The 7,591-nt window shown below is 51.5% G+C and carries 9 protein-coding genes; all 9 read left to right on the top strand.

Annotated features, from left to right (window positions below):
* A partial coding sequence (locus CAG65_RS04100; protein ID WP_272926112.1) for a sigma factor-like helix-turn-helix DNA-binding protein occupies positions 1-148 on the top strand: 148 nt, incomplete at its 5' end.
* A 45-nt stretch (positions 149-193) separates the two neighbouring features.
* Positions 194-562 carry a chemotaxis response regulator CheY gene (cheY, locus tag CAG65_RS04105; protein WP_040902228.1) on the top strand — a complete coding sequence of 123 codons (369 nt, stop codon included), beginning with the start codon at positions 194-196 and terminating at the stop codon, positions 560-562.
* A 50-nt stretch (positions 563-612) separates the two neighbouring features.
* Positions 613-1,329 carry a protein phosphatase CheZ gene (locus CAG65_RS04110; RefSeq protein WP_021703886.1) on the top strand — a complete coding sequence of 239 codons (717 nt, stop codon included), beginning with the start codon at positions 613-615 and terminating at the stop codon, positions 1,327-1,329.
* 9 nt (positions 1,330-1,338) lie between these two features.
* A complete protein-coding gene (locus tag CAG65_RS04115) occupies positions 1,339-3,531 on the top strand; it encodes a chemotaxis protein CheA (protein WP_161452371.1) in 2,193 nt (730 codons plus the stop codon).
* Between the two features lie 24 nt (positions 3,532-3,555).
* A complete protein-coding gene (locus CAG65_RS04120) occupies positions 3,556-4,662 on the top strand; it encodes a protein-glutamate methylesterase/protein-glutamine glutaminase (protein ID WP_021703888.1) in 1,107 nt (368 codons plus the stop codon).
* A gap of 10 nt (positions 4,663-4,672) precedes the next feature.
* Positions 4,673-5,449, top strand: coding sequence for a ParA family protein (locus CAG65_RS04125; protein ID WP_021703889.1), 777 nt, complete (start codon positions 4,673-4,675; stop codon positions 5,447-5,449).
* The gene (locus CAG65_RS04130; RefSeq protein WP_161452373.1) at positions 5,442-6,473 is read left to right on the top strand and encodes a chemotaxis protein CheW; all 1,032 of its coding nucleotides are present in this window, start codon (positions 5,442-5,444) and stop codon (positions 6,471-6,473) included. Before CAG65_RS04125 ends, CAG65_RS04130 begins: the two co-directional genes overlap by 8 nt.
* A 38-nt stretch (positions 6,474-6,511) precedes the next feature.
* Complete coding sequence (locus CAG65_RS04135) at positions 6,512-7,006, top strand: chemotaxis protein CheW (protein ID WP_021703891.1); 495 nt, start codon at positions 6,512-6,514, stop codon at positions 7,004-7,006.
* Complete coding sequence (locus CAG65_RS04140; RefSeq protein ID WP_021703892.1) at positions 7,006-7,491, top strand: DUF2802 domain-containing protein; 486 nt, start codon at positions 7,006-7,008, stop codon at positions 7,489-7,491. Before CAG65_RS04135 ends, CAG65_RS04140 begins: the two co-directional genes overlap by 1 nt.
* Positions 7,492-7,591 lie beyond the last annotated feature (100 nt).

Below are 7,591 nucleotides of genomic sequence, written 5' to 3' on the forward strand. Positions count from 1 at the left end.
GGTACTTTCGTTGTATTATGATGAAGAGTTAAATTTAAAAGAAATTGGTGAAGTGATTGGCGTGAGCGAATCACGTGTGAGTCAAATTCTTAGTCAATCTATGCAACGTTTGCGCACCAAATTAAGCGCGTGGACAGAACATGAATAACAATCACTGATATTTCACTCAGTGGAGGCAATTTTGAATAAAAATATGAAAATCCTAATTGTTGATGACTTTTCAACAATGCGCCGAATCGTTAAAAACCTGCTTCGTGACCTGGGGTTCAATAACACTCAGGAAGCAGACGATGGTCTGACGGCATTGCCGATGCTGAAAAAAGGCGAATTCGATTTTGTCGTAACCGACTGGAATATGCCTGGTATGCAAGGCATTGATTTGCTTAAACACATCCGTGCGGATGATGAACTGAAACACCTTCCTGTATTGATGATCACCGCGGAAGCCAAACGCGAGCAGATTATCGAAGCCGCTCAAGCTGGGGTAAATGGTTATATTGTTAAGCCTTTCACCGCCGCAACATTAAAAGAAAAATTAGAAAAAATCTTTGAGCGTTTGTAAGTCAACTTTTTAACTTACATTTTTTTTGCCGACAAAAAGGCTTATTCAGGATGATTTCATTAGAACAGGCAAAGCAGCTGGTTGAGTTGCTTGAACATGAGCAGCAGAACGAAGCGAACTTACTCGTAAAGCAGATTTACGAGGGGTGTGACAACCCAATGCTTCAGGAAATCGGGTCTCTGACCAGAGACCTGCATGACTCACTTAAACAGTTCAATCTGGACGAACGTATGAGTGAAATTGCGAACGACGAAATTCCGGATGCCCGGGATCGTTTGCAGTACGTTATCGAGAAAACTGAAGTGGCAGCCAACCGCACAATGGATGCGGTTGATCGCTGCATGCCAATTGCTGATAACCTTCACGAGGGCCTGCTGCAAGTTCGCCCCCAGTGGAACGAGCTGATGCGCGGGCGTATCGAACTGTCTGAATTCAAAGCTCTGTGCCACCGGATAGACGGCCTGCTGGCTCAGGTTGAGGGTGACAGTACCGAGCTTCGTGGACAACTGACCGACATTTTAATGGCACAGGATTTTCAGGATTTAACCGGCCAGATCATTCGACGGGTGATTGCATTAGTAAACGAAGTTGAAGATCGACTGGTTGAAATCCTGACTGTATTCGGTGCAAGTCAGGCTGACTCATCAGAACAAGAGAAAAAAGCATCGACCGATCCCGAGGGGCCGATTATGAATCCTCATGAGCGCGCTGATGCAGTGTCTTCCCAGGATGAAGTCGACGACTTACTGTCGAGCCTAGGGTTTTAGGGGTAACGTATGAGCTATGAATTAGATGAAGACATTCTGCAGGACTTTCTAGTCGAAGCAGGGGAGATTCTGGAGCTGCTGTCTGAGCAACTTGTGGAACTGGAAAACAACCCTGAAGACAAAGATCTGTTGAATGCGATATTCCGTGGTTTCCACACCGTGAAAGGTGGAGCTGGCTTCTTGTCTTTGGCAGAACTGGTCGATACTTGTCACGGCGCTGAAAACGTGTTCGATATACTGAGAAACGGTCAGCGTACCGTCACTCCGGCTTTGATGGATACCATGCTTCGTGCGCTGGATACAGTCAATGAACAGTTCCGTGCAGTTCAGGACCGTGAACCTTTGACACCGGCAGATCCTTCCCTTCTTGATGAGCTCCACCGTTTATGTAAGCCGGAATCCGAAGACGAGCCTGAGGTTGTCATCGCTGAGCCAGAGCCGGACATTCCGGTTGTGGAAGACCGCACTGAGCCAGAGGTGCAAGCGCCGCAAAGCACCGTGGGTTCGGTTGATGACATCACTCAGGATGAATTTGAAAAACTGCTGGATGAACTGCATGGCAAAGGCGGCGCACCGGGTCAACAAAGTGAGCCGGTGGCCAGCACAGCATCGCCAGCAAACGTCTCTGACGATAGCGGTGACATCACCGACGACGAATTTGAACGTTTACTGGATGAACTGCATGGCTCCGGGAAAGGACCTTCTGCGGCGTCAGCGGATAAGTCGGCAGACAGCGTGCCAGTATCTAAAGCACCTGAAACTCCGAAGGCGCCTTCATCAGACGACGATCTGATGACAGACGAAGAGTTTGAGAAACTGCTGGATGAGTTGCACGGCGCTGGGAAAGGTCCTTCTCTTGAAGAACTGGAAGCCGCCACGAAACCCGCGGCAGCCAACCCGAAACCGGCCAGCCCGGTCAGTGCGCAGCCAGTGAAAGCAGCGCCGTCGGTTGCAGCCAAAGAACAGCCTAAACCACCAGCAACCAAAGAAAGTGCTCAGGCGGTTCAGATTAAAAAGCCTCAGGCTGAAGCGACAGTGCGGGTTGATACCTCAACACTGGACACCATCATGAACATGGTTGGTGAGCTGGTGTTGGTGCGTAACCGCCTGCTGAGTCTGGGTCTTAATAGTAACGACGAAGAGATGTCCAAAGCGGTCTCCAATCTCGATGTTGTCACGGCGGACCTGCAAGGTGCGGTGATGAAAACCCGTATGCAGCCAATCAAGAAAGTATTTGGTCGCTTCCCTCGGGTGGTACGCGATCTGGCACGCAGCCTAAATAAAGACATTGCGCTGGAAATGCGCGGCGAAGAAACCGATCTGGATAAAAACCTGGTTGAGGCGTTGGCGGATCCATTGATCCACTTAGTGCGCAACTCAGTGGACCACGGTATTGAAATGCCGGATGTACGCGTGGCTGCAGGCAAACCGCGCACGGGTAAAGTGATTCTGTCGGCATCTCAGGAAGGTGATCACATTGAACTGGCGATCGTCGATGATGGTGGTGGTATGGACCCGGACAAGCTGCGCGCCATTGCGGTGAAACGCGGCATGATGGACGAAGACGCGGCTTCTCGCCTGACTGACAAAGAGTGCTTTAACCTTATCTTTATGCCGGGTTTCTCCAGTAAAGATAAAATTTCTGATATTTCAGGACGCGGTGTTGGTATGGACGTGGTGAAAACGGCCATCAATACACTCAACGGTTCAATTGACATCGACTCAGAGATGGGCAAAGGCACCAAAATTACGATTAAGGTGCCGTTAACGCTGGCGATCCTGCCAACGTTGATGGTAGGGATTGGCGGGCATCCGTTTGCTCTGCCACTGGCCAGCGTCAGTGAAATTTTCCACCTTGATCTGAGCAAGACCAACGTCGTGGACGGTCAGTTGACCATTATTGTCCGTGATAAGTCGATTCCGCTGTTTTATTTGCAGAACTGGCTGGCGCCTCAGGCAGGCCATATTGAACAGCGCAAAGGACATGGTCACGTCGTGATTGTGCAAATCGGTAACCAGCGTGTCGGCTTTGTGGTGGATACTCTGATTGGCCAGGAAGAAGTGGTCATTAAACCACTGGATAATCTGTTGCAGGGCACGCCGGGTATGGCGGGGGCGACGATCACCAGTGATGGCCATATCGCATTGATTTTGGATGTGCCTGATCTGCTGAAGCAGTATGCGTCGGCATCTCGCATCTAGCGCACCGGATGAAGAAGGAAAAGTATGGCGATTCGAGTATTAGTGGTAGATGACTCAAGTTTCTTCCGCCGCCGAGTAAGCGAAATTATTAATTCTGAACCTCGTCTTGAGGTGATTGATGTGGCAACCAACGGCCGAGAGGCCGTTGATAAAGCGATACAGCTTAAGCCGGACGTGATCACGATGGACATCGAAATGCCGGTAATGGACGGCATTTCTGCTGTACGTGAGATCATGGCGAAACAGCCGGTTCCTATTCTAATGTTCTCGTCCCTGACTCATGAAGGGGCGAAAGCGACGCTGGATGCACTTGATGCCGGTGCACTCGATTTTCTGCCGAAGAAGTTTGAAGACATTGCGCGCAATCGTGACGAAGCCGTTAGCCTGTTGCAGCAACGCGTCATCCAGATTTCTTCGCGCCGTACTATGATGCGTCGTCCGGTAGCCCCTCGTCCAACGGCTGCAACCACCGCCGCCAGACCGGGCAGCGCGCCATTAACACGTGGGGCACGACCAGCAGCGCCGGCCGCCGCACGTTTTAAAGCCTCCGGTAAGAAATATCAGCTGACGGCAATCGGTACCTCAACGGGAGGGCCAGTGGCCTTGCAGAAAATTCTGACCAAGTTGCCAGCCAGTTATCCGCATCCGATCGTATTGATCCAGCATATGCCGGCGACGTTTACGGCCGCATTTGCCAGCCGTTTGAACTCGTTGTGTAAAATTGAAGTCCGCGAAGCGCAAGACGGCGACGTGCTCAAACCGGGCGTTGCTTATCTGGCACCGGGCGGTAAACAGATGATGGTTGACGGTCGTCCGGGCGCATCGCGTTTGCGTATTCTGGATGGCGGTGAGCGCATGAATTACAAGCCTTGTGTCGATGTTACCTTCGGCTCCGCTGCCAAAATCTACGGTGATAAAGTCCTGTCGATGGTGTTGACCGGCATGGGCGCTGATGGCCGTGAAGGAGCACGTATGCTCAAGCAGGCCGGCGCGACCATTTGGGCTCAGGACGAAGAGAGCTGTGTGGTTTACGGCATGCCTCAGGCGGTCGCCAAAGCAGGTATCTCGAGTGAAGATCTGCCTCTGGAACGCATTGCGGAACGGATGCTGGTTGAAGTCGGACTAGCGTAGAGGTACTGGCATGATTGTATGGAGTGTCGCTAACCAGAAAGGTGGGGTGGGGAAAACCACCACGACCATCACGTTAGCCGGACTGCTGAGTCAGCAGGGGAAACGCGTTCTCCTGGTGGACACTGATCCGCACGCTTCGCTGACCACCTATCTGGGGCTTGACTCCGACAGTGTGCCAGCCAGCCTGTTTGACCTGTTCCAACTGAAAGAATTTACGGCCGACACTGTGGCGCCGATGATTTTGCAAACCAAAATCGACAACATCGATCTTATTCCGGCGCACATGTCTCTTGCGACGCTGGATCGGGTGATGGGCAATCGCAGTGGGATGGGGTTAATCTTGAAGCGTGCTCTGTTGGCATTGCGTAAACATTACGATTATGTGTTGATCGACTGTCCACCGATCCTTGGTGTGATGATGGTCAACGCATTGGCGGCCAGCGATCGAATACTGATCCCGGTTCAGACCGAATTTCTGGCAATGAAGGGTCTGGAACGCATGGTGCGCACGTTGAGCATTATGCAGAAGTCACGCAGCAAAGGGTTCCGGGTAACGATTGTACCGACGATGTACGACAAGCGTACCCGAGCCTCATTGCAGACGCTGACGCAGCTTAAGCAGGACTACCCGAATCAAGTTTGGACGTCAGCCGTGCCGATTGACACTAAGTTTCGAGATGCGAGCCTGAAGAACCTGCCGGTGTCTCATTTTGCATCGGGTAGCCGAGGTGTATTCGCCTACAAACAGTTGTTGTTGTATCTTGAGAGGTTAGCACTGGATGAGTAATCTGAATCAGCTCTCCAGTGAGCAGGCGTTAGAAGACTATTTCACCTCTCTGCTGGATGAGGAAACGGAGCTGCTTGACGAACCTGGTACGGTCGAGGCTACTCTTGCAGAGCCAGAGCCAGAGCCAGAGCCAGAGCCAGAGCCAGAGCCAGAGCCAGAGCCAGAGCCAGAATTGATGGTCCAGCAGGCGGTGGCCGCTGCAAGTTATCGACCTCAGCCAGAAGAACTGGAATTGCCGAATCTTGAGGATGTTGAGCGGCTGCTCAGACAGCTCGAAAATGCCAATCCAGTGGAAGAGTTGCATCTGGAAGAGGTACTGGAACAGAACACTCGCCAGATCGCGGAAGAGCGTGTCGCGGTGGCAGTGGCAGAAGAAGAAATCCAGGAATGGGACATTTCTGACGAGACGGTCATACCGGTTGCAGAACCAGAACCAGAACCAGAACCAGAACTCGTAGAACGTGTTGACGCTGAGCCAGTCACAGAAATGCACTTGAGTACTGAACCCGAGGTGGTGCTAGAAACGCAAACCGGTGGGGCCGGAGCGGTGATTGACTGGGAAAGCACTCAGCGGGATCAGGATTTTCAGGTTCTTTATTTTGAGGTCAACGGTGTGACGTTCGCTGTGCCTCTGGATGAATTGGGTGGTATCCATCGGCTGAGTGACCTAAACCATTTAATAGGACGGCCGGAATGGTACCTTGGGTTGCAAACCAGCCGTGAGCATCAGATAGACGTAGTCGATACCGCCAAATGGGTGATGGCCGATAAACTGAAAGGCGATGACTACAAGAACGGTTATCAGTACGTTGTGATGCTGGGAGAGAGCATGTGGGGCCTGGCAGGCAACCAACTCCTGGGCACTGAGCTGCTGAATACAGATAAAGTACGCTGGCGAGAGCAGGCAGGCAAACGCCCCTGGCTGGCTGGTATGGTCAAAGAAAAAATGTGCGCTTTGATCCACGTTGCTGCGTTAACCTCAATGCTCAACGCGGGTTTGGATGTAAAAGCGCTGGAAAAATAAAGAGTTTTTTGTCGGTCACGACGCAGAGAGGATAAGGTATGTCTCAAGCAAATGAAATTGAAGTAAGAAAAGATCAGTCTAACGACGAAGTACTTCAGTGGGTAACATTCCAGTTAGAGGAAGAGACTTACGGCATCAACGTGATGCAGGTTCGTGAAGTCTTGCGTTATACAGAAATTGCACCAGTACCGGGCGCGCCAAACTACGTTCTGGGTATTATCAATCTGCGTGGTAACGTTGTGACAGTTATCGACACACGTTCTCGCTTTGGATTGATGGAAGGTGAAATCACCGATAACACCCGTATTATTGTGATCGAATCAGAGCGTCAGGTCATTGGTATTCTGGTGGACAGTGTGGCCGAAGTGGTTTACCTGAAATCGTCTGAAATCGACACGACCCCAAGTGTGGGCACGGATGAGAGCGCCAAGTTTATTCAAGGCGTTAGCAATCGTGACGGCAAACTGCTGATCCTGGTGGATCTGAATAAGCTTCTGACAGACGACGAATGGGATGAGATGGCTCATCTGTAATGAATGTTCTGTCGACTAACCTGCCCCTCGTCGTGATCGTGCTGGCGGTGCTGCTCCTGATCTTGGGGGGAGCCATGTTGAGCATGAAACGCGGCATGGTGCGAGCAGCGGATCAACACAGACAACAACAGCGAGCACTGGACAAAGAAGTTCAGAAAGCCAATAAGCAGTTGCTTGAAGTGCGTTCCGTCGTGGTCGGCCTAGGCCAACGAGTCAGTGAGCAACAAGACATCATTCAGCATCTCAACGAGCGCATCAGCGAACTGGAGAATGCCGACAATGACGCGCGGCTCTATTCGCGCGCCAGTAAAATGGTTCAGCTTGGTGCCGATGTGAACGAGCTGATTGAAGAGTGTGAGTTGCCCAAAGCCGAAGCTGAATTGATGTTGTCGTTGCAGAAAAAGCTCGCCGGTAAGGAGCGAGTGCCCCCGTTAGGCGGGGAGCAAGACGCTCAATTAACGCGCCGGCGCCCGGTACGCAAATAGAATGAATCAGAAGGAAGCCCAAGGGCTTCCTTTTTCTTTCCGCGCACTTGTACTACCGAGGTAAGGAAATATCAGAATGTAACCAAAAAGAGTTACATGG

Source organism: Vibrio sp. V39_P1S14PM300, from assembly GCF_009904765.1.
GTDB classification, from domain to species: domain Bacteria; phylum Pseudomonadota; class Gammaproteobacteria; order Enterobacterales; family Vibrionaceae; genus Vibrio; species Vibrio proteolyticus.